23 protein-coding genes are annotated in these 25,503 nt (G+C 70.1%); 5 read left to right on the plus strand and 18 right to left on the minus strand.

Annotated elements, in window-relative coordinates; translation table 11 throughout:
* The first annotated feature begins 94 nt into the window (after window positions 1-94).
* Window positions 95-850, plus strand: coding sequence for an SDR family oxidoreductase (locus tag N5D62_RS08565; protein ID WP_279757278.1), 756 nt, complete (start codon window positions 95-97; stop codon window positions 848-850).
* 10 nt (window positions 851-860) lie between these two features.
* On the opposite strand, the gene N5D62_RS08570 is transcribed toward N5D62_RS08565, so the two are convergent.
* The 8 genes from N5D62_RS08570 to N5D62_RS08605 form a co-directional block, all read right to left on the minus strand.
* Window positions 861-1,724: an HDOD domain-containing protein gene (locus tag N5D62_RS08570; RefSeq protein WP_279757279.1), complete on the minus strand. Its 864-nt coding sequence runs from the start codon at window positions 1,722-1,724 to the stop codon at window positions 861-863.
* 51 nt (window positions 1,725-1,775) lie between these two features.
* Complete coding sequence (locus N5D62_RS08575; RefSeq protein ID WP_279757280.1) at window positions 1,776-2,519, minus strand: Crp/Fnr family transcriptional regulator; 744 nt, start codon at window positions 2,517-2,519, stop codon at window positions 1,776-1,778.
* 162 nt (window positions 2,520-2,681) lie between these two features.
* Window positions 2,682-4,016, minus strand: a complete 1,335-nt coding sequence (locus N5D62_RS08580) for a glycerate kinase (RefSeq protein WP_279757281.1) — start codon at window positions 4,014-4,016, stop codon at window positions 2,682-2,684.
* Between the two features lie 92 nt (window positions 4,017-4,108).
* Window positions 4,109-5,017: a 2-hydroxy-3-oxopropionate reductase gene (locus tag N5D62_RS08585; RefSeq protein ID WP_279757282.1), complete on the minus strand. Its 909-nt coding sequence runs from the start codon at window positions 5,015-5,017 to the stop codon at window positions 4,109-4,111.
* Window positions 5,018-5,035: 18 nt separating this feature from the next.
* Window positions 5,036-5,821, minus strand: a complete 786-nt coding sequence (gene garL, locus N5D62_RS08590) for a 2-dehydro-3-deoxyglucarate aldolase (protein ID WP_279757284.1) — start codon at window positions 5,819-5,821, stop codon at window positions 5,036-5,038.
* 43 nt (window positions 5,822-5,864) lie between these two features.
* Window positions 5,865-6,857, minus strand: a complete 993-nt coding sequence (locus N5D62_RS08595; RefSeq protein WP_279757285.1) for a tripartite tricarboxylate transporter substrate binding protein — start codon at window positions 6,855-6,857, stop codon at window positions 5,865-5,867.
* Between the two features lie 51 nt (window positions 6,858-6,908).
* A complete protein-coding gene (locus N5D62_RS08600; protein ID WP_279757327.1) occupies window positions 6,909-8,195 on the minus strand; it encodes an enolase C-terminal domain-like protein in 1,287 nt (428 codons plus the stop codon).
* Window positions 8,196-8,265: 70 nt separating this feature from the next.
* Window positions 8,266-9,261 carry a tripartite tricarboxylate transporter substrate binding protein gene (locus N5D62_RS08605; protein ID WP_279757286.1) on the minus strand — a complete coding sequence of 332 codons (996 nt, stop codon included), beginning with the start codon at window positions 9,259-9,261 and terminating at the stop codon, window positions 8,266-8,268.
* A gap of 295 nt (window positions 9,262-9,556) precedes the next feature.
* On the opposite strand from N5D62_RS08605, the gene N5D62_RS08610 reads away from it, so the two are divergent.
* Together N5D62_RS08610 and N5D62_RS08615 are read left to right on the plus strand one after the other, a co-directional pair.
* Window positions 9,557-9,859: a DUF4258 domain-containing protein gene (locus N5D62_RS08610; RefSeq protein ID WP_279757287.1), complete on the plus strand. Its 303-nt coding sequence runs from the start codon at window positions 9,557-9,559 to the stop codon at window positions 9,857-9,859.
* Window positions 9,860-9,867: 8 nt separating this feature from the next.
* Window positions 9,868-10,350: a hypothetical protein gene (locus N5D62_RS08615; protein ID WP_279757288.1), complete on the plus strand. Its 483-nt coding sequence runs from the start codon at window positions 9,868-9,870 to the stop codon at window positions 10,348-10,350.
* Between the two features lie 18 nt (window positions 10,351-10,368).
* Here N5D62_RS08615 and N5D62_RS08620 read toward each other — a convergent pair whose 3' ends face one another.
* The 10 genes from N5D62_RS08620 to kduI all read right to left on the minus strand — a co-directional run bounded on the left by N5D62_RS08620 (window position 10,369) and on the right by kduI (window position 21,762).
* Entirely contained in the window at window positions 10,369-11,115 is a 747-nt protein-coding gene (locus tag N5D62_RS08620; protein ID WP_279757289.1) for a FadR/GntR family transcriptional regulator, read from the minus strand.
* 130 nt (window positions 11,116-11,245) lie between these two features.
* Entirely contained in the window at window positions 11,246-12,052 is an 807-nt protein-coding gene (kdgR, locus tag N5D62_RS08625) for a DNA-binding transcriptional regulator KdgR (protein ID WP_279757290.1), read from the minus strand.
* 29 nt (window positions 12,053-12,081) lie between these two features.
* On the minus strand, window positions 12,082-14,499 hold the full coding sequence (locus N5D62_RS08630; protein ID WP_279757291.1) for a pectinesterase family protein: 2,418 nt from the start codon (window positions 14,497-14,499) through the stop codon (window positions 12,082-12,084).
* 17 nt (window positions 14,500-14,516) lie between these two features.
* The gene (locus N5D62_RS08635) at window positions 14,517-15,668 is read right to left on the minus strand and encodes an oligogalacturonate lyase family protein (protein ID WP_279757292.1); all 1,152 of its coding nucleotides are present in this window, start codon (window positions 15,666-15,668) and stop codon (window positions 14,517-14,519) included.
* 17 nt (window positions 15,669-15,685) lie between these two features.
* The gene (locus N5D62_RS08640) at window positions 15,686-17,029 is read right to left on the minus strand and encodes an ABC transporter substrate-binding protein (protein ID WP_279757293.1); all 1,344 of its coding nucleotides are present in this window, start codon (window positions 17,027-17,029) and stop codon (window positions 15,686-15,688) included.
* Window positions 17,026-18,231, minus strand: coding sequence for a sn-glycerol-3-phosphate ABC transporter ATP-binding protein UgpC (gene ugpC, locus N5D62_RS08645; protein ID WP_279757294.1), 1,206 nt, complete (start codon window positions 18,229-18,231; stop codon window positions 17,026-17,028). Before ugpC ends, N5D62_RS08640 begins: the two co-directional genes overlap by 4 nt.
* A 163-nt stretch (window positions 18,232-18,394) precedes the next feature.
* Window positions 18,395-19,219 carry a carbohydrate ABC transporter permease gene (locus N5D62_RS08650; RefSeq protein WP_279757296.1) on the minus strand — a complete coding sequence of 275 codons (825 nt, stop codon included), beginning with the start codon at window positions 19,217-19,219 and terminating at the stop codon, window positions 18,395-18,397.
* The gene (locus tag N5D62_RS08655; RefSeq protein WP_279757297.1) at window positions 19,216-20,103 is read right to left on the minus strand and encodes a sugar ABC transporter permease; all 888 of its coding nucleotides are present in this window, start codon (window positions 20,101-20,103) and stop codon (window positions 19,216-19,218) included. The genes N5D62_RS08650 and N5D62_RS08655 overlap by 4 nt, the downstream gene beginning before the upstream one ends.
* Before the next feature lies 1 nt (window position 20,104).
* Window positions 20,105-20,866 (minus strand): 2-dehydro-3-deoxy-D-gluconate 5-dehydrogenase KduD, encoded by a 762-nt coding sequence (gene kduD / locus N5D62_RS08660; protein ID WP_279757298.1) that lies wholly within the window; start codon window positions 20,864-20,866, stop codon window positions 20,105-20,107.
* 59 nt (window positions 20,867-20,925) lie between these two features.
* Window positions 20,926-21,762: a 5-dehydro-4-deoxy-D-glucuronate isomerase gene (gene kduI, locus N5D62_RS08665; RefSeq protein WP_279757299.1), complete on the minus strand. Its 837-nt coding sequence runs from the start codon at window positions 21,760-21,762 to the stop codon at window positions 20,926-20,928.
* Between the two features lie 183 nt (window positions 21,763-21,945).
* Between kduI and N5D62_RS08670 the strand changes: the two genes are divergently transcribed.
* Complete coding sequence (locus N5D62_RS08670) at window positions 21,946-22,278, plus strand: cupin domain-containing protein (RefSeq protein ID WP_279757300.1); 333 nt, start codon at window positions 21,946-21,948, stop codon at window positions 22,276-22,278.
* A gap of 185 nt (window positions 22,279-22,463) precedes the next feature.
* Window positions 22,464-25,487 carry a TonB-dependent receptor gene (locus N5D62_RS08675; RefSeq protein ID WP_279757301.1) on the plus strand — a complete coding sequence of 1,008 codons (3,024 nt, stop codon included), beginning with the start codon at window positions 22,464-22,466 and terminating at the stop codon, window positions 25,485-25,487.
* The last annotated feature ends 16 nt before the right edge of the window (window positions 25,488-25,503 follow it).

Below are 25,503 nucleotides of genomic sequence, written 5' to 3' on the forward strand. Positions count from 1 at the left end.
CTTCCGACAGGCGGATGTCACAACCGCTCCCGCCATCCCGTCTTACCGGTGTCGGCGCCGATTCCCCGCGCCGGCCAACCCCCAGGAGTCAGCAATGAAAGTCGTCGTCATCGGTGGAACCGGCCTGATCGGTTCCAAGCTCGTCGCCCGCCTGCAAGCCGCCGGCCATGAGGTCGTCGTCGGATCGCCCTCGACCGGCATCGACACGCTCACCGGCGCCGGCCTCGACGCCGCGCTCGCCGGCGCCAGCGTCGTCGTCGACGTCGCCAACTCGCCGTCCTTCGAGGACCAGGCCGTCATGGACCTCTTCACCACCTCCGGCCGCAACCTGCTGGCCGCCGAGGCCCGGGCTGGCGTCCGCCACCACGTCGCGCTGTCGGTGGTGGGCACCGACCGGCTGCTGGCCAGCGGCTACTTCCGCGCCAAGCAGGCGCAGGAAGACCTGATCCGGGCGTCCGGCCTGCCCTTCACCATCGTGCACGCGACGCAGTTCTTCGAGTTCTGCGGCGGCATCGCGCAGTCGTCGACCGAGGGCGGCCTGATCCGTCTCCCGACGGCGCCGATCCAGCCGATCGCCTCCGACGACGTCGCCGACGCCATGGCCGACGCGGCCCTGGGCCAGCCGCTCAACGGGACGCGCGAGATCGCCGGCCCCGAACGGTTCCGGATCGACGAACTGGTCGCGTTGTGGATCGACGCCAGGAAGGATCCGCGCCGCGTGCAGGGCGATCCCGCCGCGCTGTACTTCGGCGCCAGGCTGGACGACACGACGCTGGTGCCCACGACGGGCGTCACGCCGTGGCTGGGCCAGGTGTCCTTCCGGGACTGGCTGGCGACGCAGCCGGCCTGAGCGGCCGCCCTTACTTGAGCATCAGCTCGACGTCCTGCCCCGGATCGCCGCAGCCGTCCAGCCGCACGCGCAGGAACTCGAGGTCCAGGCGCACGTGCTCGACCAGCTCGGGCACCGCCAGCGTCAGGGCCTCGATCCGGTCGAGGCCCGCGTCGCAGGCGTCGGCGATGACCTCGGCCAGGTGCAGGATCGCCGCGAGCATCGAGAACGGCCGCACCTCCAGCGGCGCGTTGGCGTCCTTGAAGGCCTCGACCAGGTCGGCCGGGAAGTGCCAGTGCTCGGCCAGCGCCGCCGTCACGTCGGCGTGGGTGCAGCCGAAGCGGTGCATCTCCAGCGAGAACCGGCTGCCCGGCTCCGCCGCGTGGGCCTCGACGTCGGCGACCTGCGCCGCCTCGGACATCGCCATCATCAGCTGCCCGGTGCGCAGCATCAGCCCGGCGAGGTAGGCGGTGTCCGTGTCGCCGCGCAGCAGCGTGGCCAGCAGCCGCGCGTAGCCGGCCGTGCGCACGCTGTGGCGCCAGAAGCGCTGGCGGTCCAGGCCCTTCACCTCGGGGAAGCTGGCCGAGATGCTGGCCGCCATCGCCAGGTTGCGCAGCGTCTCCAGCCCCAGCGCCATCGCCGCGTCCTGCAGCGTGCCGATCGAGTGCGACGGGCTGTAGCGCGCCGAGTTGGCCAGCCGCAGCACCTTGGCCGCCAGCGTGGAGTCCTTGCCGATCAGCTCGGCGATCTGGCCGAGCGAGACCCCGTCGTCATCGAGGCTGCGCAGCAGCTTGCGCCCGACCTCGGGCATCACGGGAAGGCTGGCATGCCCTCCGAAGAATCGCTCCGCGCTGGAGCTGACAGGGGTCACCGGGGTCATGCGGGCGATCGTCACGGCGTGCCTCCTTGTGCCTGTTGGGCGGCAGTGGAGGCGAGTCTATGACGCTCAGCGGCAGCGCGCCAGCGCCAGCAGCGCCACCCGGTCCCGCAGGCCGATCCGGTAGCCCTGGACCGTCAGGATGTCGCGATCGGCCAGTTGCCGCAGCGTCCGGGACAGCGTCTCCGGCGTGATCGACAGCCGCGCCGCCACGTCGCGCTTGCGCTCGGCCAGCCGCACCTCGGCCGCGCCGCCGGCCTGCGCCAGCAGCCACGCGGCCACCCGGCCGGTCGCGTCCTTGGTCGTCAGCGCGGTGATCGCCGCCCGCGCGTCGCCCAGCCCCGCCGACACCGCCCGCACCAGCGCCTCCAGCACCAGCGGCTGGGTGCGCAGCCACAGCAGCGCCACCGGCATCGGCCACTCCATCACCAGCGCCGACGCCGACACGACCCGCGCGTCCTCCTCGTGGCGCCCCTCCAGCCAGGCGGTGTGCAGGTCCAGCCAGGCCGGGCCGGTCAGCGGCGCGCGCGCGACCAGCCTGCCCTCGCACAGCGCCAGCATCGACACCGCCGCGTCGCCGCGGTGCATCGCCAGCTCGCCCGCCTTCCAGCGCCGCAGCCGCGTCATGCTGCCCAGCGCGGCCCAGCTGTCGGCGTCCAGCAGCACGTCGCCCAGCAGCGCGCGCCAGGGCACGGGATGGGCGGGACCGGGGACCAGGGCGCCCGCGGGCGCGGGGAAAGCCGCCCCGGGGGCGGCATGCACGGGAACGCCGCAGGCGGCTTCGGCGGGATCGGACGTCAAGGGGGCGCTCACGGCAGTCTCGGAAATCGGGGAAGCCGGACTGTCGCGGCACTCGCCGGAAATTGCCTTGAGGCTGGTCAACATCCCTTCACTCTTTCCGCCCCATCGCTCGATGGAGGGAGGGCCGACAGCCTCGTGTCAGCCAAGGCAGGCGCGCGCGGGTTGCAGCCGCAATCAGCGGATCAGCAGCGCGCGGAAGTCGTTGACGTTGGTCTGCGTCGGCCCGGTGACCAGCAGGTCGCCGAGCGCCTCGAACAGCGCGTAGCCGTTGTTGGCGGCGAGCATCTCGGCCGGCTTCAGGCCCAGCGCGCGGGCGCGCCGCAGCGTGCTGGGGCTGAGGAAGGCGCCGGCGTTGTCCTCGACGCCGTCGATGCCGTCGGTGTCCGCGGCCAGGCCCCAGATGCCGTCCTCCCCGTCGAGCGCGATCGCGCAGCCGAGCACGAATTCCCCGGCGCGGCCGCCGCGGCCGGGCTGCGGCACCAGCGTCACCGTCGTCTCGCCGGCGGACAGGATCAGGCAGGGCCGGGCGAAGGGCTCGCCGTGGCGCGCCACCGAGCGGGCCAGCGCCGCGTGCACCCGGCCGACCTCGCGGGACTCGCCCTCGATCTCGTCGGACAGCACGTGGGCGACGAGGCCGAGCGCGCGCGCCGCATCGGCCGCGGCCAGCAGGCTCTGGCGCGGCGCCGCGATGATGCGCTGTTCATGGCCGTCGAAGCAGGCGTCGCCGGGCTTGGGCGTCTCCCACTCGCCGCGCCCGAGCGCGTCGACCGCCACCTGCGGCAGCGCGATCCGGTAGCGGCGGCAGATCGCCAGCGCGTCGGCGCAGGTCGTCGCGTCGGGCACGGTCGGGCCGGAGGCGATCACCTGCGGGTCGTCGCCGGGGACGTCGGAGATCATCAGCGTCAGCACCTTCGCCGGCGCGCAGGCCGCGGCCAGCCGGCCGCCCTTGATCGCGCTGAGGTGCTTGCGCACGCAGTTCATCTCGCCGATGTTGGCGCCGCTGGCCAGCAGCGCGCGGTTCACCGCCTGCTTGTCGGCCAGCGTCAGCCCCGGCGCCGGCAACGGCATCAACGCCGAGCCGCCGCCGGAGATCAGGCAGATCACCTGGTCGTCGGCCGTGGGGTTGAAGTCGCGCACCAGCTGCAGCATCCGGGCCGCGGCGCGCTCGCCGGCGGCGTCGGGCACCGGGTGCGCGGCCTCGACGATCTCCAGGCGCCGGGGCACGTAGCCCGGCGGCATGTGCCCGTAGCGCGTGATCACCAGCCCCGTCAGCGGCGCGTTCCCCGGCCAGGCCGCCTCCAGCGCCTGCGCCATCGACCCGCCGCCCTTGCCCGCGCCGATCACCAGCGTGCGGCCGCGCGGGACCGGCGGCAGGTGGCCGGCGAGGATCTTTCCCGGCAGCGCCCGGTCCACCGCGACGCGGTAGAGATGCGTCAGCAGCGCGCGGGGGTCGTCGAGGAGGGACGCGGCATCCGCGGCCGCCGGGGCGTGATCGTGGGGCTGGCTCATGGCAGGCGATTGTGGGGCGGCCGGGCCGCGCCCGGGGCGCCCGCGCACGGGACCCCCCGGCGCGGGCGGTCAGGGATCGGGCCTTCGCGACCTCAGGCGTTCGCCGCGCCCAGCTCGTGGTTGCCCATCAGCTCCAGCGCCTTGACCAGCGCCGAGTGGTCCAGCTGGTCCCAGCCCTGCGCCGCGGCCGCCTGCATCAGCTGCGCGGTGCCCGCGGTGTTGGGCAGCGCCAGGCCCATCGCCTTGGCGCTCTGCAGCGCGAGGTTCAGGTCCTTCTGGTGCAGCGCGATGCGGAAGCCCGGGTTGAAGGTGCGCTTGATCATCCGCTCGCCATGGACCTCGAGGATGCGGCTGGCGGCGAAGCCGCCCATCAGCGCCTCGCGCACCTTGGCCGGATCGGCGCCGGCCTTGGCGGCGAAGACCAGTGCCTCGCCGACGGCGGCGATGTTCAGCGCCACGATGATCTGGTTGGCGACCTTGGTCGTCTGGCCGGCGCCCGCGCCGCCCACCAGGGTGATGTTCTTGCCCATCAGCTGGAACAGCGGCTGGATGCGCTCGAAGGTGGCCGCCCGGCCGCCCACCATGATCGACAGCGTGCCGGCCTTCGCGCCGACCTCGCCGCCGGAGACCGGCGCGTCCAGCCACTCGGCGCCGAGCGCCTCGATCCGCGCCGCGAAGTCCTTGGTCGCCATCGGCGAGATGGAGCTCATGTCCACCACCGTCTTGCCCGCGCCCCGGCCCTCGGCGAAGGCGGCGGCGACGCCGTCCGCGCCGAACAGCACGCGCTCGACGTCGGGCGTGTCCGGCACCATCGTGAAGATCACGTCGGCCTGGCGGGCGACCTCCGCGGCGCTGGCGCAGACGGTGGCGCCGGCGGCGGTCACGTCCTCGCGGACCTGGCTGCGGGTGTGGACGAACAGCGCGTGTCCGCCCTGCGCGAGGCGGACCGCCATCGGCGCGCCCATGATGCCCAGGCCGATGAAGCCGATCTTGATGCTCATGTCAGGAACTCCTGTCTTTCAATCTCTGTACTTGTCGCGCAGCGCCTGCGTGGCCGAGCGGAACACGCCCAGGTCGCTGCCGACGGCGACGAAGGTCGCGCCCATGTCGAGGTAGCGGCGCGCGTCGGCCTCGACCGGCGCGAGGATGCCGACCGGCTTCCCGGCGGCCTTGCACGCCTCGAAGATCGCCGCCATCGCGGCCTGCACGTCCGGATGGCTGGGGTTGCCGAGCTGGCCGTAGCCAGCCGCCAGGTCCTGCGGGCCGATGAACACGGCGTCGATGCCGTCCACCGCCGCGATCTCGGCGACCGCGGCCACGCCGGCCGGACTCTCGATCTGCACGATCACCGCGACGTTGTCGTTGATGCCCTGGAAGTAGCCCGGCACCGTGCCGTAGCGGTTGTTGCGCTGCGCGACCGACACGCCGCGGAAACCCTGCGGCGGATAACGCGTGGCCTGCACCGCGTAGCGCGCCTGCTCGGCGGACTCGACGAAGGGGATCAGCAGGTTGGAGAAGCCCGCGTCCATCAGCCGCTTGATCTCGACGGCGTGGTTGGTGCTCGGCCGCACGACCGGCGCGCTGACGCTGTCCTTGAGCGCCATCAGCTGCGGCACGAAGCTGTTGACGTCGTTGGGCGAGTGCTCGCCGTCCAGCAGCAGCCAGTCGAAGCCGGCCAGGCCCAGCACCTCGGTGCTGATCGGGCTGGCCAGCGAGCACCAGCAGCCGATCAGCCGCTCGCCCGCGATCAGGCGCTGTCGCAGCGTGTTGGGGAAGGCGGAGTAAGGCGTGGTCGGCGTCGGCATGACGGGGCTCCTGGGTGCGGGCTTTTCGGGCGTCGGGGGAAGGTCAATCGAGCTTGAGCCCGCTCTTGCTCACCACGCCCGCCCACTTCTTGCGCTCGGCGTTGAAGAAGGTGTCCATCTCGGCGGCGTTCATCGTGCTGACCTCGGCGCCCTGCGCGGCCAGGCGGGCGCGGACGTCGGGCGTGCGGATGATGGCGATCAGCGCGGCCGACAGCTTGTCGATGTGGGCCTTGGGCATGTTGGCCGGGGCCAGGATGCCCTGCCAGGTGCCGGACTCGAAGCCGGTGGCGCCCTGCTCGGCCAGCGTGGGCACGTTGGGCAGCAGCGGCACGCGGGTCGACTTGCTGACGCCGATGACCTTGAGCTTGTTCTGCTGCACGAAGGGCAGCGTGGCCAGCATGCCGTTCATCAGCACCTGCGTCTGGCCGGCGATCGTGTCGGTGACCGCCTGCGAGCCGCCCTTGTACGGGATGTACTCCCACTTCGCGCCGGTCAGGCTGGCGACCTGGTAGCCGGCCAGGTGCGGCGCGCTGCCCATCGCGGTGACGGCGAAGTCGATCTTGGACTTCTTGGACAGCTCGACCAGTTCCTTCAGGTTGTTGGCCGGCACCGACGGATGCACGACCAGCATGTGCGGCGAGTACGCCAGCATCGCCACGCCCTTCAGGTCCTTGGACGGGTCGAACGGCAGCTTGGTGTACAGCGACGGGCTGATGGCCAGCGCGCTGACGTCGCACAGCATGATCGTGTAGCCGTCACCCGCCTTGGCCGTCTGGTCGGCGCCCATGTTGCCGCTGGCGCCGGGCTTGTTCTCGACGATGACGGTCTGCTTGAGCTGCTCCGACAGCAGCGGCGACAGGATGCGCGCGATGATGTCCGAGGAGCCGCCCGGCGTGTACGGGACGATGATCTTGAGCGGCTTGCTGGGCCAGGGGGCCTCGGCGAAGGCGCTCGGCGCGACGCCCGCCGTGGCGGCGACGGCGGCCGCGGCGATCAGCGCGCGGCGGGTGAGGCGGGAAGGCTTCCGATCTTGCATGTCTCTCTCCGGGTGTCTCTCAGGGACGTTGGGGAATGGCGGGACGCGACCTCAGCGGACCATGCAGGGCCGCTTGGGATCGAAGGTCCAGTTCGGGATCAGGTGCTGCATCGCGATCGCGTCGTCGCGCGCGCCCAGGCCGTGCTCGAGGTAGAGCCGATGGGCGGCCTCGACGGCCTGCATGTCCAGCGTCACGCCCAGGCCCGGCGCGGTCGGCACGGCCACCTCGCCGTCGACGATCTTCAGCGGCTGCCGGGTCAGGAACTGGCCGTCCTGCCAGATCCAGTGCGTGTCGATCGCGGTCAGGCGGCCCGGCGCGGCGGCCGCGGCATGGGTGAACATCGCCAGCGACACGTCGAAGTGGTTGTTGGAATGCGAGCCCCAGGTCAGGCCGAAGTCGCGGCAGGTCTGCGCCACGCGGACCGCGCCGGACATCGTCCAGAAATGCGGATCGGCCAGCGGGATGTCGACCGATTGCAGGCTCAGCGCGTGGGTGAACTGGCGCCAGTCGGTGGCCACCATGTTGGTCGCCGTCGGCAGGCCGGTGGCGCGCCGGAACTCGGCCATCACCTCGCGGCCGGAGAAGCCGTCCTCGGCGCCGCAGGGGTCCTCGGCATAGGCGAGCACGCCGCCGAGGTCGCGCAGCAGCCGGATCGCGTCCTTCAGCAGCCAGCCGCCGTTGGGATCGAGCGTGATGCGGGCCTCGGGGAAGCGGGCCTTCAAGGCCTTGATCGCCTCGACCTCCTCCTCGCCGCGCAGCACGCCGCCCTTGAGCTTGAAGTCCTTGAAGCCGTAGCGCGCCTGCGCGGCGACGGCCTGCTCGACGATGGTCTCCGGCGTCATCGCGACATGGTGGCGGACCTTGAGCCAGGCGTCGGACGGCTGGTCGCTGTCGGCCTCGTCGGCCGGCGTCTTGTAGGCCAGGCCGGTCTTCGCGCGGTCGCCGACAAAGAACAGGTAGCCCAGCATCGCGACGCTGTCGCGCTGCCTGCCTTCGCCGAGCAGCTCGCAGACCGGGACTTCCAGGTGCTGGCCCAGCAGGTCCAGCAGCGCGCATTCGACGGCGGTGAGCACGTGGATCGTGGTCCGCAGGTCGAAGGTCTGCAGGCCGCGGCCGCCGCTGTCCAGCGACTTGAAGCGCTCGCGGATCTGGGCCAGCAGCGCGTTCCACTTGGCCACCGGCTGACCGATCAGCAGCGCGCCGGCTTCCTCGAGGGTCTTGCGGATGGACTCGCCGCCGGGGATCTCGGCGATGCCGACGTGGCCGGCGTTGTCTTCGAGGATCAGCAGGTTGCGGGTGAAGAACGGCGCGTGGGCGCCGCTCAGGTTCATCAGCATGCCGTCCTGGCCCGCGACGGGGATCGCGCGGGCGGAGGTGACGAGGGGACTGCTCACGAAAGGCTCCTGCTCAATCGGCGGTGATCTTGCGGGTCTCGATGACCTGCTTCCAGCGCGCGAACTCGGTCTTCTGGAAGGCCTGCGCCTGGTCGGGCGTGTTGGCGACGGTCTCGATGCCGATGTCGCTGAACTTCTGCTTCACCGCGGGCTCGTGCAGCGCGGCGGCGATGTCCTTCTGCAGCTGGGCGCGCACGGCGGCCGGCAGGCCGCGGGGCGCGGCGACGCCCTGCCAGGAATAGACGTCGGCGCCCTTGATGCCGGACTCGGACAGCGTGGGCACGTTGGGCAGCACGGCCGAGCGCTTGTCGCCGGTGACGGCCAGCGCGCGCAGCTTGCCGCCCAGGATGTGCGGCAGCACCGCGTTGACGTTCTGGAACGAGGCGTCGACCTGCGCGCCCAGCAGGTCGCTGATGGCGGGGGCGCCGCCCTTGTAGGGCACGTGCAGGCCGTTGGTGCCGGTCTGCAGCCAGAACAGCTCGGCGGTGAGGTGGTCGGAGGAGCCGTTGCCGGACGAGGCGAAGCTCATCTTGCCGGGGTCCTTCTTGAGCGTGTCGACGACGTCCTTGACGCTCTTGAGCGGCGAGGCGGCGGGCACGACCAGCACGTTGGGCGCCTGGATGGCGACGGTGAGCAGGTCGATGTCCTTGAGGGCGTCGTACTGGACGGCCTTGATCAGGTGGGGCGCGATGACGAAGGGGCCGAGCGAGGACACGAGCAGCGTGTAGCCGTCGGGCGCGGCGCGCTTGACCTGGGCGGTGCCGAGGGTGCCGGTGGCGCCGGGGCGGTTGTCGACGATGACGGTCTGGCCCCACTTCTTCTGGAGTTCGGCGCCCATGGCGCGGGCCAGCATGTCGGTCGAGCCGCCGGCGGGGAACGGGACGACGATCGTCACCGGGCGGTCGGGGAAGGTGCTGGCGTGGGCCAGGCCGGCCGAGCACAGGGAGAGGACGGCGGCGCCGAGGGCGGCACCGGCCTTGACGGCCAGGCGGCGGGTCAGAACGGTCATGGGTTGTCTCCGGAAGGAACCGTGAAACCGCTCTGGGTGCGTCTCACGGCGCGGGTCCGGGACGCGTTGGCGGCTTGTTGTCAGTCATCATACAAGTTGACTGAAATGGATGACAAGGCGTGTCGGCCCGCTGGGCGATCAGGGAAAACGCGGAGGATCACCCATTGCAGTGAGGGAGCAACCCATAAAAACTATGGGTTTTTCGCGACACCGATTTCGCGCCGCCCTTCCGGCCGGGCCTACGATGCAACCCATAAAAATTACGGGGAGCAACGGGCGCGGAGGCGCGACTGACGTGACGTTCAAGAAGTTTTCCATCCCACAGCTGGAGCGACACATCCGCTTGACCGCCGCGCATTCCACACGGATCCATTGGACGAATCACGCCATGCAGCGTATGCGCCAGCGACGGGTCTCCCTGGACGATGCGCTGGAATGTCTTCGAAAAGGCCGGATCGGCCTGCCTCCGGAGGAAGACCTTCAGACGGGACACATCGTCTGCCGGATGCAGTGGTACGGCGGCGCTCGCGACTTGGCGGTCTGCGTGGGGTTGGACGACGGCGACCCGGAGTTGATCGTTGTCACCGTGATTGCATAGGAGAAGAAATGACGCTGTACCACTTCACCGAATGCGGGCTCGACAACGTCTGGCTGCAGAACGGCTTTGCGTACAAGGACACGGCGTATGGACCAGCCGTCTCCTTCGCCGCGCTGGATGAGCTGCTCGACGCCATCGCCGCGCACCTGGTGCGCAAGCCGGCGCGGCTGACCGGCAAGGAGTTCCGCTACCTCCGGTCGCACATGCATCTGTCGCAAGCCGCCATGGCCAAGCTCCAGGGTGTCAGTGAACAGAACATCAGCTTGTGGGAGCGCCGGGGCCGAGTGCCCAAGTCCAACGACACGCTTCAGCGACTTCTGTATCTCAAGCACGCTTCCGGAGACGAATCGCTGAAGGCCGCCTTCGACCAGATCATGACCGTCGAGCGCCTGGTCCATCAAAGGATCGTGGCCACGTCGAGCCGCAAGGGCTGGCGGTTCAAGGTCGAGGAGGTCGAGCAGGACTCGGGCGAGGCGACGGTCGACGCCTGACGCCGCGCGCTGGTGGGATCAGCGCTTTTCCTGCAACGCCATCGCCGCGCGGCGGCGCCGTTCGCGGCTGTTGGCCAGGTGGGTGCGCATCGCCGCCCGTGCCGCCTCGCTGTCGCGGGCCTCGATCGCGGTGAGGATGGACTCGTGCTCCGCGTTCACCCGCAATAGGTAGTCCCGCTGCGCCAGCGGGTCCTCGTCGCCGGCGGCGCGCAGGCTCGCCAGGCGCGCCCGCGGGATGCTCGGCGCGCCCAGCGTCGCCATCAGCTGCTCGAAGTGCGGGTTGCCCGTGGCGCGGGCGATCTCCAGGTGGAACTGGAAGTCCGGCGTCACCGCGTCACGCCCGGCCTCCGCCGCCTCCGCGAACGCCGCCAGCGCCACCCGCATGTGCTGCAGGTGCGCCTCCGTGCGCCGCTGCGCGGCCAGCGCCGCCGCCTCGGTCTCGATGCCGATGCGCAGCTCCAGCACCGCGACCACGTCGTTCAAGGTGGCCATCTGCTCTGCGCCGATCCGGAACGGACCGCCCTCCCCCAGCCCCAGCACGAAGGTGCCGATGCCGTGCCGCGTCTCCACCAGCCCGGCCGCCTGCAGCTTGGAGATCGCCTCCCGCACCACCGTCCGGCTGACCTCGAACTCGGCCATGATCGCCGCCTCGGTCGGCAGCTTGTCGCCCGCGGCCAGCGCGCCCGCGCGAATCCGGTCCTCCAGCGCCCGGACAAGTCCGAGGGCCAGCGATTTCGGGCGAGAACGGGTCAGGGAAGCGGTCATCACGGGTTAAGTTGTACGACAACATAGGCCGGCACGACAACCGCGTTTTCGCGGTGTCGCGCCGATGCAGCGGTGTCGGAAGGGCCGGCGGGGGACAGCGGATTGTCCCGGAGGCGCAAGCGGCGGCGGCTCAGGCCTGGTCCAGCGGGAACTTGGCGCAGCCCAGCCGCGCCGAGATGTCGCGGCTGGCGCCCTGCAGCATCGCCACGACCTCGGGCGCCTTGGCTTCGTCGTAGCGGAAGGTCGGGAAGCTGACGCTCATGCCGGCGATCGGCTGGCCGAGGCGGTCGAAGATCGGCACGCCCAGGCAGCGGATGTGATCGTCGAACTCCTCGCGGTCCTCGCCAAAGCCCTGTGCCCGCACCCGGTCGAGCTCGGCCTGGAACGCCGTCGCGTCGGTGATCGTCTTGTCGCGGAAGCGCTGGAACTCGGCGCCCGCCAGCACCCGCGCGCGCCGGTCCGGATGCTCCCAGGCCATCAGCACCTTGCCGATCGCCGTGCAGTGCAGCGGCGCGCGGCGGCCGATGCGCGAGTACATGCCCAGCATGTGCTTCGAATCGACCTTGTGGACGTAGATGATCTCGCTGTCGATCAGCGTGCCCAGGTGTACCGTCTCGCCGGTGGCGTCGGCCAGCATCTGCATGTGGTGCTTGGACAGGTCGACCAGGTCCGGGTACTGCAGCGCCTTGGCGCCGATCTCGAAGACCTTCATCGCCAGCCCGTAGCGCTCGCTGTCGGTTTCCTGGCGGACGTAGCCCAGCGTCTTCATCGTCTGCAGGAAGCGGTAGACCGTCGCCTTGGGCATCGCCAGGCGGACCGACAACTCGGAGATGCCGGTGTCGCTGCGTTCCGACAGGGCCTGCAGGATGGCAAAGACCTTGAGGACAGCCGCCACCGATTCGGGCTGCTGCCTGCCGTCGTTCAGATCGTCATCCATGCGCAAGGTGTTCTTGGAAAGAAGGGATTTCACCACAGCCGTCCCGCGCCCGCGCCCGCGCGGACCCGGGCGGCCGCCTCGTCGGCGGGCTCGATGGCCAGCCGGTACGGCGGCGTCCAGCCGGCCTCGCCCGCGATCGTCCGGCCCGGATTCCCGGCACGGAGCATGCCCGCGAGATCGACCGCCGCGCCGTTGATCCGCGAGCCGCGATCCTCGATCCGGTCGCCCTGGAGCCAGCGCGCCAGGCGCTCCGGCGCGATGCCCGGCGCGGCCTCCCAGGCGTTGCCCTCGAGCAGCAGCCGCGATTCGATGCCGACGCCGATCGAGTAGCCATAGGGATAGTCCCCGTCCGGCGCGGCGACGTAGAGGTTGTTGGCGACATGCACCTGGCCGTAGCGCACGCGTGGCGTGCGTTCCTTCAGCTGCTCCCACAGGTTGTGATGCAGCGTCACGCGCAGGTGCCCGCGGTCGTCGCGATGGCCGTCGCCGCCGCCGATCAGCATCGTCTTGTCGTGCCGGCGGAAGACGTTCCAGGACACCGTCACGAAGTCGGAGCGCCGCGTGATGTCGAGCAGGCCGTCGTGCCGCTGCATCCGCTGGCCGAGCAGGACCGGCTCGCGCGGATCGGGGCGCTCGCCGTCGTCGAAGGCGCAGTGGTCGATCCACACCTGCGTGGCTTCTCGCAGCGAGACGGTGTCGTACTCGGAGTTCCACTCGCCGTGGCCGTTGTCGCGCGGGTCCCAGGCGGGGAAGAAGTCGTAGGCGTCGGAGAAGCGCAGGTTGCGCAGGATCACCTGGGAGACCCGCTCGAGCATCAGCGAGCCGCCGTCGAAGCCGGCGTCGGGCGCGATGCCGACGATCGTCGTGTGGGACGGCACCGGCACCACGACCCGCGCCGCCTGGCGCTTCGCGGAGCGCCGGCGCGCGTCCTCCAGCGGCCCCCGCGGCGCGTCCCGGCCCCAGGTCGCGGGGTCGTACTGGCGGACGAAGGCGTCGAGGTCGAAGGCGGGATCGCGGAAGTCGTCAACGCCGAGCCGGCGTCCGGACGCGTCGGCCGCGAGGTCGATGCGCGCGGCCAGCGCGATCAGCTTGGGCGTGTCGCCGAGCGCGAGCGCGGCATCGAGCTCCGCCCGGGTGCGCACGAGGCGGATCGCCGCGGGCGCCGCCTTCGCGCCGCCGACGGTGCCGCCGTTCATCGACGCCCAGCCGTCGCCCGGCGCCACCGCGTCGAAAGCGGCCGCGGGCAAGGCGAGGTTGCGGTACTCGGCCAGGCGATTCGCGTCCTCGCCGCTGGCGCTGAACGGCCGCCGCGAGGTCGAGGCGGCCCAGGGCGCCAGGTGCGGCCCGAGCAGGCTGTCGCGGATGAGCGCCTGGCCGTTGGGCGCCTCGTGCGCGCGGCGCCAGGCGCCGGCCTTCACGCCGTGGTCCCAGGCGCGGCCGAGGCTGATGCTGCCCGGCGCGACGCCGGGCTCGGCCAGCAGCCGGCTGTTGATCACCAGGAAGCCGTCCGAACGCAGCGCCGGCGTGCTCGGCGCGAGCACGTGACCGCCCTGCCCCGCCGCGCGGCGACCGGCGCGGCTGACGATCAGGCTGTCGTCGATGACCAGCGTCGCGGCGCCGAAGATGAAGTCGACATCGCCGCGGATCTCCGACCGCCGGACCAGCACGCGGGCGCGCGTGCCGTGGCGCTGCTCGGCGTAGAAGGTGTCCTGGTGGCCGAGTAGGCGGACGTCCTCGAGCTGGATCCGGTCGCCGGCCGTCATCAGCGCGACGGCCTGCGCGCCGCCGCTTTCCGACACGCCCGGCGGATACCCGGCGCCGCCGCGCACGCCATCCATCGCGTCGTTGGCGATCGTCAGCCGCGCGAGCTGCACGTCGTCGCCCAGGATCGCGACGCTGGCGCTGCCGGCCGTGCCGACGATGTCGCTGCCCAACGCCGGAAGACAGGGTTGCGCCGGCGCGTCGGGCGCCTTCGGCAGCGCGTTGTAGCGGCCGTCGACCAGCACGACCGCCGAGGGGTCGCCGGGGCCGTACAGCGTGAACGGCGCCTTGCCTTGCGCGCACAGCGGGCCGCGGTAGGTGCCCGGCTTGATGAGCACGTAGGTGCGTGGGAGCGCGCCGGCCTGCGCGCCGGCTCTTGCGGCGGGCAACGCGTCGATCGCCGCCTGCACCGTCCGGTGCGTCCCGCTGCCGTCCGCCGCGACGACGAAGGTCGGCGTCCAGCGAGACGGATCGAGCGGCGCCGGCTGCCAGTCGCCGAGGTAAGTCGCCACCGTCGCGGTCGCCGCCGCGGCCTCGTCGAGTTGCGGCCGCGCGGATGCCAGCACGCGCCCCGCTGCCACCGCGTCCCCAGGCGTCGGGATCGCTGTCGTCGGCGTCGGCGTCGGCATCGGCGTCGCCATCACGCTCATGCCGGCCGCCAGTCCCGCGACCAGGGCCGTGACCACGACACGCCGGCCTCGCATCACAGGTCCGCCAGGTACAGCGCCGGTTCGCCCTCGGCGTCGGCGCTGAACAGCACCTGCGTCTCATCGGGCGTGAACGACGGATGCGGATGAGTGACCTGCCGGTTGCCCTTGTGGACCCGCCACGAGCTGTCGTGCCGGGCGACACGCCGCTCGGTGCCGGCCTTCAGGTCGAACAGGTGCAGGAACGGATCGGTGGCGATCTGGTGGCTGCCGGTGTCGGCGACATCGGCCGGCGAGTCGCAGCCATCGCCGATCAGCAGCGTGCCGTCGTGGTTGCTCATCAGGTGCGAGCACGGCGGCATCCGCGCCAGCCGCCGCGACGCCAGCGTCACCGGATCCAGCGCGCAGATCCAGCGGTCGCGCTGCCCCTTCAGGTAGGACACATAGATCATCGCGGAGCCGTCCGGCACCCAGAACTCGTGGGTGCAGCTCTCGCCGACATCGTGCCGGCGCCCGCAGCGCACGTTGCGGCCGTCCTCGTCGACGAACCACATCCGCGCGTCGACCAGGTCGTGCGGTCCCTCATGGCAATAAGCCACCGTGTGGTCGTCGCCCGGCCGGTACTGCGGATGGCCGAGCCAGCCCTGCTGCTCCAGGATCACCTCGCGCGCGCCGGTCGCCAGGTCGATGCGGATCAGCCGGCAGCGCGGCTTCGCATGGAACATCTGGTGGAACTTCTGCCAGTCGCTGAGCGGGAACCAGTCGCTCGCCGCGATCTCGATGCCGACCATCTTCGTGCAGGCCGAATTCGCCACCCAGGTGCCGTAGCCGACCCAGCCCTCGGGCACGGTGTAGACCACCTCCTCGCCCAGGTCGCGCATCGACAGCCGGATCAATTGCCGCTCCGCGCGGACGAAGTACAGGTGACGATCATCGGGGCTGAGGAAGCCGCCGAAGGTGTTCTCGCCCGGCTGGTCGGTGAGCTGGGTCGCGACCTGCGTGCGCAGGTCCAGCAGGTGGTAGTTCCAGCTCGTGCCGGGCCCGAACTCCGCGCCGAAGATCAGCGTCGCGCCGTCGTTGGTGAAACACTTCTGATAGAAGTAATTGCGATGGCAGGTCACCTCCGGCGGCGTCAGGCGCGTGACGCGCGCGCCGGTGTCGGGATCCTCGCGGGTGACGAAGCGGAGCTGGCGTTCGTTGGCTTTCATGGTCGCTGTGATCGCTTTCACTTGATCCGTTGCAGCAGGGCCTGGCCCTCGGTGACGAGCCGTCGCGCCGCGTCGGCGTCGCCGGTCTTGCCGTAGGCGACGGTCTCGAAGACCTCGCGCATGAACTTGTGCAGCCGCGCATGCTCGAACAGCGGCGCCGGCCGCCGCAGCCGGCCCGATACGCGCCGCGCGCGGATCTGGTCGTGCGCGGCGACCTCCAGCGGGGGCAGCGTGCCCGCCGCCTTCAGCTGCTCGAAGGGCCCGCGCGCCGACGGCAGCCCGCGCGTGCGGCCCAGCAGCGCGGCGGCCTCCGGGTCGGTGAGCAGGAAGTTGACGAGCTTCGCCGCCATCTCGGCGCGGCCGTTCTTCTCGGCATGCCGGCTCACCGCGTACATCACCGTGGGCCGGCCGAACATGCCGCTGTCGAGCGCGTCCGGCAGCGTCGGAAACTCGCCGAGCACCAGCTTCTGCCGCGCGTCCAGCGTCGACGCGCGCAGCGCGATCACCGAGTCCCAGGTGTAGTTGCCGGCCCAGCGCCCGACGACCCAGTCGGGCTGCTGCTCGGTCGGTTTCTCCGCGCCGCCCAGGCTGGCCCGCAGCGGCAGCGGCGTGGCGACATGCTCGCCGACCAGCCGCTTGTAGACCCGCACCCAGTCCAGCGCCGCGGCCTCGCTCATCGCCACGCGCGGCTGCGACGGATCGACGTAGGCGGTGCCGTGGCGTTGCTGCACCCAGGCCTGGGCGAGCAGCATCATGTCGTAGAGCTCGCCGTCGAGCGGATAGGCGTCCTCGCCGAGGACCCGCCGGAACGCCGGCCCGCTGGCGAAGAGCTCGTCCCAGGTGCGCGGCAGCGCCAGGCCGGCGCGCTCGAAGGCCGCCTGGTTCCAGAGCATCACCCGCGCGCTGAACGACACCGGCAGCGCGTTGAGCTTGCCGTCGACGTCGCCGTAGGCCAGGTCCTCGCGGTCGAACTGCGACAGGTCCAGGCGTGCCGCGTGGCGGTGCAGGTCCGCGAAGCCGTTGCCGCGCTTGCTGAACATCGCCAGCCAGGCCCAGTTGATCTGCATGACGTCGGGCTCGGAGCCGCCGGCGATCTGCGTGGTCAGCCGTTCCAGGTAGCCGTTGAAGCCCATGTACTCGGCCTTCACCCGCACGCCGTGGCGGCGCTCGAAGAGCGCCAGCGCCTTGAGCGTCGCCTCGTGGCGGCCGGCGCCGCCCCACCAGGCGAAGCGCAGCGTGGGGAGCTTGTCCTGCGCGCGCAGGATCCCAGGCAGGGTCAGCGCCGCCGTCACGCCGGCGGTCGCGGCCACCGCGGCCGTACCCGCGGCGATGCCGAGCAGCTGTCGTCGCGGCAGGCTCATGCGTAGGTTCCTGAGTGCACGGCCGTCGCTGGCGACAAGGTCGAGGACGTCCCTGAAGCAACCGACGGCAGCAGGTTCACGCCGGTCGTCGCGTCGAAGAGATGGCAAGCCGTCATCTGCAGGTGCAGCGTCAGCCTGTCGCCACGCGCGAGGCCCGCCAGCACCACGGCCTGCTCCGCCGGGATGCGCGCGGTCATCGGCAATCCGCCAAGCTCCGCGTGCAGGTAGACCTCCGAACCCATGTGCTCGGTGAAGCGCAGCCGCGCATCGACCGCGACGCTGTCGCCCTGCGCGCGCGGCGACAGGCCGATGTGCTCCGGCCGCAGGCCGAAGGTCACCGCACCGTCGGTGGGCCGCGGCAGCGCGGCCAGGCCCGCCGCCTTGTCGGCCGGCAGCATCAGTCGCGCGCCGCCGACCTCGACCGCCAGGCCCGCGTCGGTCGCCTCCAACCGGGCCGCGAGCAGGTTCATCTCCGGCGATCCGATGAACCCCGCGACGAACGCATTCGCCGGACGGTCGTACAGCGCCGTCGGCGTGTCGACCTGCTGGATCACCCCGTCCTTGAGCACGCAGATGCGCTCGCCCATCGTCATCGCCTCGACCTGGTCGTGGGTGACGTAGATCGTCGTCGCCGGCTGGCGACCGTCCCGCAGCGTGCGGTGCAGCTCCGTCAGCCGCACCCGCATCGCGGCGCGCAACTTCGCATCCAGATTGGAGAGCGGTTCGTCGAACAGGAATACGTCCGGCTTCTTGACGATCGCACGACCCACCGCCACGCGTTGCGCCTGGCCGCCGGAAAGCTGCTTCGGATACCGATCCAGCAAATGCTCCATCTCCAGCAGCGACGCGGCATGCCGCACGCGCTGGTCCAGCTCCGCCTTCGGCGTCCCGGCCAGCTTCAGACCGAACGCCAGGTTGTCGTAGACCTTCATGTGGGGATACAGCGCGTAGTTCTGGAACACCATCGCGATGCCGCGTTGCTTCGGCGGCAGGCCATTGACCGTGCGATCGCCGATGCGCAACTCGCCGCCCGTGATGCTCTCCAAGCCCGCGATCATCCGCAGCAACGTCGACTTCGCACAACCCGACGGGCCCACGAAAACCATGAACTCGCCGTCCCGCACCTCCAGGTCCACCCCGTGCACAGCCTTGAAGCCGTTGGGATACACCTTCTCGACCTTGCTCAGGCTCACTCTTGCCACGGTGCTTGTCTCCAGCTGTCGTACTTCATTCGTCGGAGCAGGGTCGGAACGCAATCTGGGCCCCTCCCACTCCATGTCCCCCGCCCGCTCCGCGGGCTCCTCCTAATACTTCCGTGTGAGGGGCCCAGCTCGCGTTCCGACGCGTGACACCGACGCCCCACCCTCATCCCTTCACCCCGGATGAGGTCGCGCCTTCGATGAAATGCCGCTGCGCGGCAAAGAAGACAGCAATCGAAGGGATCAGCGCCACGACCGAAATCGCGATGACGTTGGCCCACTCGACTTCCTCGGTGGCACCGATGCTCATCTTCAATGCGAGGGACACCGGGTACTTCTCGACCGAGGCCAGGTAGATCAGCGGGCCCATGAAATCATTCATCGTCCAGATGAACTGGAAGACGACGACCGAGACGATCGCTGGCTTGAGCAGCGGCACGATGATGTGCCACAGCAGCTGCAAGGCGTTGCAGCCATCGATCTGCGCCGCTTCCTCCATGTCGCGCGGGATGCCGCGCAGGAACTGCACCAGCATGAAGACGAAGAAGGTGTCCGTCGCGAACGCCGACGGCACGATCAGCGGCAGGTACGAATCCAACCATCCGATCTCGCGGAACACCAGGTACTGCGGCAGCCGCAGCACGATCAGCGGCAGCATCATCGTGGCCACCATCACGCTGAACAGCAGCTTGCGACCCCAGAACTCGAATCGCGCGAACGCGTAGGCCACCAGCACGCACGAGATCACCGTCACCACGATGCGCGGAATCGTGATCAGGAAACTGTTCAGGAAATAGGTCGCGAAGGTGTACTCGGTGCTGGTCTTCCACCCCTTGGCATAGGCGCCGAAGTCGAAGCGTTCCGGCCAGAAACCCGCCGAGCTGAAGATCTCGGCGTTGCCCTTGAAGGAGGCGCCGACCAGCCACAACAGCGGGTAGAGCATCACGATGGCGACTGCCGCCAGCGCGAGGTAGCGCCACGGACGGCTCATCGCCGCGTCTCCTTCTCGCCCGAGTAGAAGACCCAGTACTTCGAGCTCCAGAAGGACAGCGCCGCCAGGCCGCCGACCAGCGCGAACAGCACCCACGACAGCGCCGCGCCGTAGCCCAGGTTGAAGAAGCGGAAGCTCTGGTCGTAGATGTAGAGCGCCAGCACGTAGGTCGAGTGCAGCGGGCCGCCCTCGGTGATCATGTAGGGGCCGTTGAACTCCTGGAACGCGTGGACCATCTGCATGATCACGTTGAAGAAGATCACCGGCGTGATCAGCGGCACGGTGATCCGCCAGAACTGCTGGGCCTTGCTGGCGCCGTCGCACTCCGCCGCCTCGTACAGCGAGATCGACACGTTCTGCAGCGCCGCCAGGAAGATCACCATCGCCGAGCCGAACTGCCACGTGAACAGCAGCACGATGGTCCACATCGAGTAATGCTCGTCGGCCAGCCAGGCGATCGGCTCGAAGCCCAGCTTCATCAGCACCAGGTTGACCAGGCCGTTGCGCGCGAAGACGAAGCGCCACAGCACCGCCACCGCGATCGACCCGCCCAGGATCGACGGGATGTAGAACGCGGCGCGGAAGAAGTTGATGCCGCGCAGCTTGAAATTGAGCACGTGCGCGATGAACAGCGCGAAGCCGACCCGCAGCGGCACCGCCAGCAGCGCGAAGAGCAGCGTCACGCCCAGCGACTGGCGGAACAGCGGATCCGCGGTCGCCAGCTCCTCGTAGTTGCGCAGCCCGACGAACTGCGGCGGGTCGATCAGGTCGTACTGGGTGAAGCTCAGCGCGAAGCTCATCACGAAGGGGAAGAGCTTGAACAGCAGCACGCCCAGCACGAAGGGCAGGACGAAGAGGAAACCCAGGCGCTTGTTCTCGTACATGTCAGCGCGCGAGCCAGCCGCCGTCGACGGCGACGGTGTAGCCGTTGACGTAGTCCGAGGCCTTGGACGCGAGGAACACCACCGGGCCGGCCAGGTCGTCCGGGCTGCCCCAGCGGCCGGCCGGGATGCGGTCCAGGATCGCGGCGTTGCGGTGCTCGTCCTGGCGCAGCGCCGCGGTGTTGTTGGTGGCCATGTAGCCCGGCGCGATCGCGTTGACATTGATGCCGTGCGCGGCCCATTCGTTGGCCATCAGCCGGGTGATGCCCATGACGCCGCTCTTGCTGGCCGTGTACGACGGCACCCGCACGCCGCCCTGGAAGGACAGCATCGACGCGACGTTGATGATCTTGCCGCCGCCGCCCTGCGCCAGGTACTGCCGCGCCACCGCCTGCGAGAAGAAGAAGACCGTCTTCAGGTTGAGGTCGACCACGTCGTCCCAGTCCTTCTCGCTGAAGCGGATCGCATCCTCGCGGCGGATGATGCCGGCGTTGTTGACCAGGATGTCGACGCGACCGGTCAGGGACTTGGCCTCGGCGACCAGGCCCTCGATGCAGCTGATGTCGCCCAGGTTGGCGCGCAGGTCCAGGAAGCGCCGGCCCAGCCGCTCGACCTCGGCCCGGGTCTCGGCCGGATCGGAGACGTTGACGCCGACGACGTGCGCGCCGGCCTGCGCCAGCGCCACCGCCATGCCCTGCCCCAGGCCGGTGTTGCAGCCCGAGACGATGGCCACGCGGCCGTCGAGTTGGAAGTTGTCCAGGATCATGTCGTTCGTTCCCTTGAGGGCCCCGGCGCGGCGCGCCCGGGCGAGCAGCCGTCCGCGCCTCAGCGCAGCGTCGTCATCGGCACGTGGTCCATGTCCTTGAACACCTGGTTCTCGCCGACCATGCCCCAGATGAAGGTGTAGGCCTGCGTGCCCACGCCGGAATGGATGGACCAGCTCGGGCTGATGACCGCCTGCTCGTTGCGCACCACCAGGTGGCGGGTCTGCGTCGGCTCGCCCAGCATGTGGAAGACGACCGCGTCGTCCTTCATGTCGAAGTAGAAATAGACCTCCATGCGGCGGTCGTGCTGGTGGCAGGGCATGGTGTTCCACAGGCTGCCCGGCTCGAGCTGCGTCATGCCCATCAGCAGCTGGCAGGTCGGCAGCACGTCGGGCACCAGGAACTTGTGGATCGTGCGGCGGTTGCTGGTCTCGGGCGAGCCCAGCGTCTCCGGCGAGGCCTCGGCCAGCGTGACCTTGCGCGTCGGATAGGCGGTGTGCGCCGGCGCGCAGTTGAAGTACAGCTTGGCAGGCCGGGCCGCGTCGACGCTCTTGAACTCGACGATCTTGGCGCCCTGCCCGATGTAGAGCGCCTCGCGCGGGCCGACCTCGTACTGCGTGTCGTCGACGAAGACGCGCGCCGCGCCGCCGATGTTGATCAGCCCCAGCTCACGGCGCTGCAGGAAGTAGTCCGTGCCGGTGTGCTTGCCCAGCTCGGCCGAGAAGGTCACCGGTCGGGTCACCGGCATGATGCCGCCGACGATGATCCGGTCGATCTGGCTGTAGGTCAGCGTCGCCTGGTCGGGCTGGAACAGGTCCTCGACGAGGAACTGCCGGCGCAGGCCGTCGGTGTCCAGCGTGCGGGCGTGCTCGCTGTGGATGGGTTGGCGGATTTCCATGTCGTCTCCTGGCTGTCCTGGCGCCCTGGCGAGCTCCGATGGGATCGCAGCGTACGGGCCTGCGGACTTTCCCGGAACTATGGTTTCCATCTAGTGAACCGCTGTTTCAATTTTTCGCGACGTCGCTATAGTTGCTCGCAACGACGGGGGAAAAGCCCTCGGGTTGCCCAGGAGACCGCCTCGATGAACCCGTATTTCCTGAACGACGCGACGCCGTGGACCGAGCTCGGCGACGGCATCCGCCGCAAGATCGTCGGCCACACGCCGGAGCTGATGTCGGTGCTGGTGCAGTTCGACCAGGGCGCCATCGGGACGCCCCACGCGCACGACGCCCACGACCAGATCGCGATGGTGATCAGCGGCTCGTTCGCGTGCGACGTCGGCGGCGTGAAGCGGGTGCTGCGCGCGGGCGACGCCTTCGTCGCGCCGCGGCTGACGCCGCATGGCGTCGTGGCGCTGGAGGCCGGCAGCACGCTGCTGGACCAGTTCTCGCCGCGGCGCGAGGACTACCTCTGAACTGAATCCCCAGGGTCCGCGTCCGCGCGGATCGCAGTTGTCCAGCAGTACCGAGGCGGCGTCGCACTGCAGCGCTTCCGCTCCCTCCCCTGCCGGCGCCCTGCGCGCGCCTGCGACCCCATGCCGCGAGAGCGACGGGCCACGATCCCGCGCCCGCGGCCGCCCCAGCCCTTGGAGACAACGTCATGCCCCACCGTCATGGGACTCGCTTCGGGACGTCCGCGTCCGACCGCCCGCGCCACGGCGCCGCGCCGGCGCCCCGCCTGACCCGCCTCGCCGCCTGCCTGCTGGGCACGGCCACGCTGTCGCTGCCCGCCTGGAGCCAGGACCAGGCCGCCGCCGCGCCAGCCCCCGCCGCATCGGCCGCCGACAAGGCGGCCGACAAGTCGCTCGACACCGTCGTGGTGACCGGCATCCGCGCGTCGCTGGAGAGCGCGCTCAACGCCAAGCGCCAGGACAAGGGCATCGTCGACGTCATCAAGGCCGAGGACATCGCCAAGTTCCCCGACACCAACCTGGCCGAATCGCTGCAGCGCGTGCCCGGCGTGGTCATCGACCGCGACGCCGGCGAGGGCCGCAACATCACCGTGCGCGGCCTGGGCGCGGACTTCACGCGGGTGCGGATCAACGGCATCGAGGCGCTGGCCACGACCGGCGGCACCGACAGCTCCGGCGGCGCGAACCGCTCGCGCGGCTTCGACTTCAACGTCTTTGCCTCGGAGCTGTTCAACACGATCACCGTGCGCAAGAGCAGCTCGGCCGAGGTGGACGAGGGCTCGCTCGGCGCGACCGTCGACCTGCAGGCCGCGCGGCCGTTCGACTTCAACAAGCGCGTCATCACCGGCTCGGTGAAGGGCCGCTACAACGACCTGTCGCGCGAGACCGACCCGCGCATGGCCTTCCTGGTGAGCGATGTCTTCCTGGACAAGACGCTGGGCGTGCTGGTCTCGGGCGCCTACTCGAAGCGCCGGCTGAACGAGGAAGGCTTCTCGACGGTGCGCTGGGACAACGGGCCGTCCTCGGGCGGCTGGTGCTCGCCGCAGGGCACGACGCCGGCCAACCCGGCCACGACCGCGACGATGTGCGGCCCGGCCGCGCAGAACGTGCCGCGCCTGCCGGCTTCCGCCGGCGCGACCGCGGCCTACAGCGCCGCCGCCAGCGCCGACAACTTCCACCCGCGGCTGCCGCGCTACGGCCGGCTCACGCATGACCAGGACCGGCTCGGCCTGACGGGCTCGATCCAGTTCCGCCCCAGCGAGCGCACGCTGCTGACCTTCGACATGCTGTACTCGAAGCTCGACGCGACGCGGCGCGAGGACTTCCTCGAGGCCATCTCCTTCAGCCGCACCGCCAGCCAGGGCGGCAAGCCGCAGACCAGCGTGGTGGAGGCGCAGTACGCGCCCAACGGCGCGCTGCAGTACGGCGTGTTCAACGGCGTCGACATCCGCGCCGAGTCGCGCTACGACGAGCTGTCGACCACCTTCCGCCAGCCCAGCCTGACGCTGGAGCAGGACCTCACCGAGCACCTCAAGCTCAATGCGAAGGTCGGCCGCGCGGACTCCAAGTTCCGCAACCCGGTGCAGACGACGGTCACGCTGGACGCGCTCAACGTCAACGGCTACACGCTGGACTTCCGCGGCAACGACCGGCTGCCGGTGATCAAGTACCCGTTCGATCCGACCGCGCAGAACGGCGCGCTGCAGGTCGTCGGCGTGCCGCAGGTGACGACCGGCACGCAGCCGACGACGGTGGCCAACACGACCACCAGCGAGATCCGCATCCGTCCGCAAGGCGCCAACAACCGCAACGACGTGGCGCACCTGGACCTGGCCTGGGAGGTCCTGCCCGACACGCTGACGCTGAAGGCGGGCTACGACTACAAGAAATACGCGTTCGACACCTACGAGTTCCGGCGCGTCAACCAGAACGACACGATCTTCTCGCCGGCGGCCGGCGCCGGCGTGCTGACGAAGATGCTGACCGGCTTCGGCCGCGGGCTGAGCCTGCCGCAGGGGACGGCGACCTCGTGGGTGATCCCCGACCTCAACGCGATCGCGTCGGCCTACGACATCTACTGCAACTGTCTCAAGAGCGGCCCGGCGGGCGGCCCCGGCGACTTCACGCTGTCCTCGACCACCAACGGCAACGCGCGCGGCAACAACCGCGCGGTCGTGGAGCGCGACCGCGGCGGCTTCGTCCAGGCCGACTTCGAGACGCGCCTGGCCGGCATGCGGGTGCAGGGCAACGTCGGGGTGCGCTACGTCGTCACCGAGCAGGACGCGACCGGCTACCTGGCCACCGGCGGCGGCACCGAGGTCGTCATCGGGCAGAAGTACAAGGACTGGCTGCCGGCGCTGAACGTGTCGGCCAACCTGACCAAGGACCTGATCGCGCGCTTCGCCGCGGCCCGGGTGATGGCGCGGCCGCAGCTGGGCAACCTGAACCCGGGCGGCACCATCAGCACCACCGGCACGCTGTCGATCACCACCGGCAACCCCTACCTGAAGCCGTTCCGCGCCAAGACCTTCGACGGCAGCCTGGAGTGGTACTTCGGCCGCAACGCCTTCATCGGCGTGGGCGTGTTCCAGAAGAACATCGACACCTACATCCAGAGCCTGCGCACCAACGCGCCGTTCAACCAGACGGGGCTGCCGCTGTCGCTGCTGCCGTCCAACTTCACCGGCGAGGAAGTCTTCCAGCTCACCACGCCGATCAACACGCCCGGGGGGAAGCTGCGCGGCATCGAGCTGAACTACCAGCAGCCGTTCACCTTCCTGTCAGGCTGGGCCCGCAACTTCGGCACGGTGCTCAACTACACCTACGTGAAGTCCAAGATCACCTACCTGGTCTCGCCCACCAGCGACTCCACCATCACCGACGACCTGCTCAACATGTCGCCGAAGTCGTGGAACGCGACGCTGTACTACGACGACGACACCTTCAGCGCGCGGGTCTCGGCGTCCAAGCGCTCGTCCTTCCTGACGCGGGTGCCGGGGCAGAACAACAACGACGTCGAAGGGAAGAACGCCACGCTCAACGTGGACGCGTCGATCTCGTACAAGGTCAACGACCGGCTCACGATCACGCTCGAAGGGGTCAACCTGACCAACGAGGTCAACGACCAGTTCATCTCCAGGGCCAGGAACAGCCCGGTCGTGTATCACGTCACCGGTCGCGAATACCTGCTGGGAGCGAGCTATAAGTTCTGAGCGGGAGAACCCTCAC

The organism is Mitsuaria sp. GD03876, from assembly GCF_029840635.1.
GTDB lineage: Bacteria > Pseudomonadota > Gammaproteobacteria > Burkholderiales > Burkholderiaceae_C > Roseateles.

What these genes read in the sequence shown, in the direction of transcription:
- N5D62_RS08620 (WP_279757289.1), bottom strand. Translation starts at nt 11,115, where the DNA reads ATGACCGCTTCCCTGACCCGTTCTCGCCCGAAATCGCTGGCCCTCGGA.
- N5D62_RS08600 (WP_279757327.1), bottom strand. Translation starts at nt 8,195, where the DNA reads ATGCTGATGAACCTGAGCGGCGCCCACGCGCCGTTCTTCACCCGCAAC.
- N5D62_RS08655 (WP_279757297.1), bottom strand. Translation starts at nt 20,103, where the DNA reads ATGTACGAGAACAAGCGCCTGGGTTTCCTCTTCGTCCTGCCCTTCGTG.
- kduD (WP_279757298.1), bottom strand. Translation starts at nt 20,866, where the DNA reads ATGATCCTGGACAACTTCCAACTCGACGGCCGCGTGGCCATCGTCTCG.
- N5D62_RS08580 (WP_279757281.1), bottom strand. Translation starts at nt 4,016, where the DNA reads ATGAGCCAGCCCCACGATCACGCCCCGGCGGCCGCGGATGCCGCGTCC.
- N5D62_RS08670 (WP_279757300.1), top strand. Translation starts at nt 21,946, where the DNA reads ATGAACCCGTATTTCCTGAACGACGCGACGCCGTGGACCGAGCTCGGC.
- N5D62_RS08565 (WP_279757278.1), top strand. Translation starts at nt 95, where the DNA reads ATGAAAGTCGTCGTCATCGGTGGAACCGGCCTGATCGGTTCCAAGCTC.
- kduI (WP_279757299.1), bottom strand. Translation starts at nt 21,762, where the DNA reads ATGGAAATCCGCCAACCCATCCACAGCGAGCACGCCCGCACGCTGGAC.
- N5D62_RS08615 (WP_279757288.1), top strand. Translation starts at nt 9,868, where the DNA reads ATGACGCTGTACCACTTCACCGAATGCGGGCTCGACAACGTCTGGCTG.
- N5D62_RS08640 (WP_279757293.1), bottom strand. Translation starts at nt 17,029, where the DNA reads ATGAGCCTGCCGCGACGACAGCTGCTCGGCATCGCCGCGGGTACGGCC.
- N5D62_RS08585 (WP_279757282.1), bottom strand. Translation starts at nt 5,017, where the DNA reads ATGAGCATCAAGATCGGCTTCATCGGCCTGGGCATCATGGGCGCGCCG.
- N5D62_RS08635 (WP_279757292.1), bottom strand. Translation starts at nt 15,668, where the DNA reads ATGAAAGCCAACGAACGCCAGCTCCGCTTCGTCACCCGCGAGGATCCC.
- N5D62_RS08595 (WP_279757285.1), bottom strand. Translation starts at nt 6,857, where the DNA reads ATGCAAGATCGGAAGCCTTCCCGCCTCACCCGCCGCGCGCTGATCGCC.
- N5D62_RS08605 (WP_279757286.1), bottom strand. Translation starts at nt 9,261, where the DNA reads ATGACCGTTCTGACCCGCCGCCTGGCCGTCAAGGCCGGTGCCGCCCTC.
- N5D62_RS08650 (WP_279757296.1), bottom strand. Translation starts at nt 19,219, where the DNA reads ATGAGCCGTCCGTGGCGCTACCTCGCGCTGGCGGCAGTCGCCATCGTG.
- N5D62_RS08675 (WP_279757301.1), top strand. Translation starts at nt 22,464, where the DNA reads ATGCCCCACCGTCATGGGACTCGCTTCGGGACGTCCGCGTCCGACCGC.
- kdgR (WP_279757290.1), bottom strand. Translation starts at nt 12,052, where the DNA reads ATGGATGACGATCTGAACGACGGCAGGCAGCAGCCCGAATCGGTGGCG.
- garL (WP_279757284.1), bottom strand. Translation starts at nt 5,821, where the DNA reads ATGCCGACGCCGACCACGCCTTACTCCGCCTTCCCCAACACGCTGCGA.